This is a genomic window from Streptococcus cristatus (genome assembly GCF_008369405.1).
GTDB lineage: Bacteria > Bacillota > Bacilli > Lactobacillales > Streptococcaceae > Streptococcus > Streptococcus cristatus_G.
In genome coordinates this window covers 1-694 of record NZ_VSJJ01000029.1, presented here as the reverse complement: position 1 = coordinate 694, position 694 = coordinate 1, and the positions used below count along the sequence as shown (strand labels likewise).

Annotated in this window: 1 protein-coding gene; it reads right to left on the bottom strand. The window is 42.1% G+C overall.

What is annotated here, in order from left to right:
* Positions 1-694 (bottom strand): MucBP domain-containing protein (locus FXF62_RS10705; RefSeq protein WP_187984276.1); only part of this gene is annotated, 694 nt, incomplete at both ends.

Here is a 694-nt window from a genome sequence, read left to right as displayed (position 1 = left end):
TTCGCCAACCTTACCTCGAGCAGTATCGGTCACATCTTCCTTGATCTTCTTACCAGACTCATCCACATAATGAACAACGACATCACCAAACACTTCTTTGTAGATATAAGTAACATCTGTATTACCTTCCACAATGCGACCTTGCTCTAGACCGATAGTCTTTTCAGGAATGATTTCATAAACACGTCCATCCTGAGTAGTGATTGTCTTATGAGCATGATCACGAGTATCATAGAGGGTGTTGATTGGAGCACCAGTTGTATCTTTTTCTGGCTCCTTAATGACTTTGCCACTTTCATCTTTATAATGAACTGTTACATCACCGAGTACTTCATCATAGACATAGACAACACGAGTTGTTCCCTTGACAACCTCACCGCTTTCTTGGCCTTGTGTAGCTGTAGGGTCAATGCGGTATGTCTTACCATTAGATGATACGATTGTCACAGGCTTATGATCTGTTGTATCGTAGGCTGTTCCTACTTTCGCTGTTGGTGTGTCAACAATGCGTGGTGCAATAGTGTTGCCTTTCTTATCTTGGTAATCAACAACAACATTACCGTACTCTTCTGGAGTCTTCACAAGATCATAGTAGTAAACGATATTGGTATTGCCTTCTACCACCTTACCAGTTTCCGCTCCTTGAGTTGCTGTCAGATCCAGCTTGTACTTCTTGCCATCTACTGTGGTGATA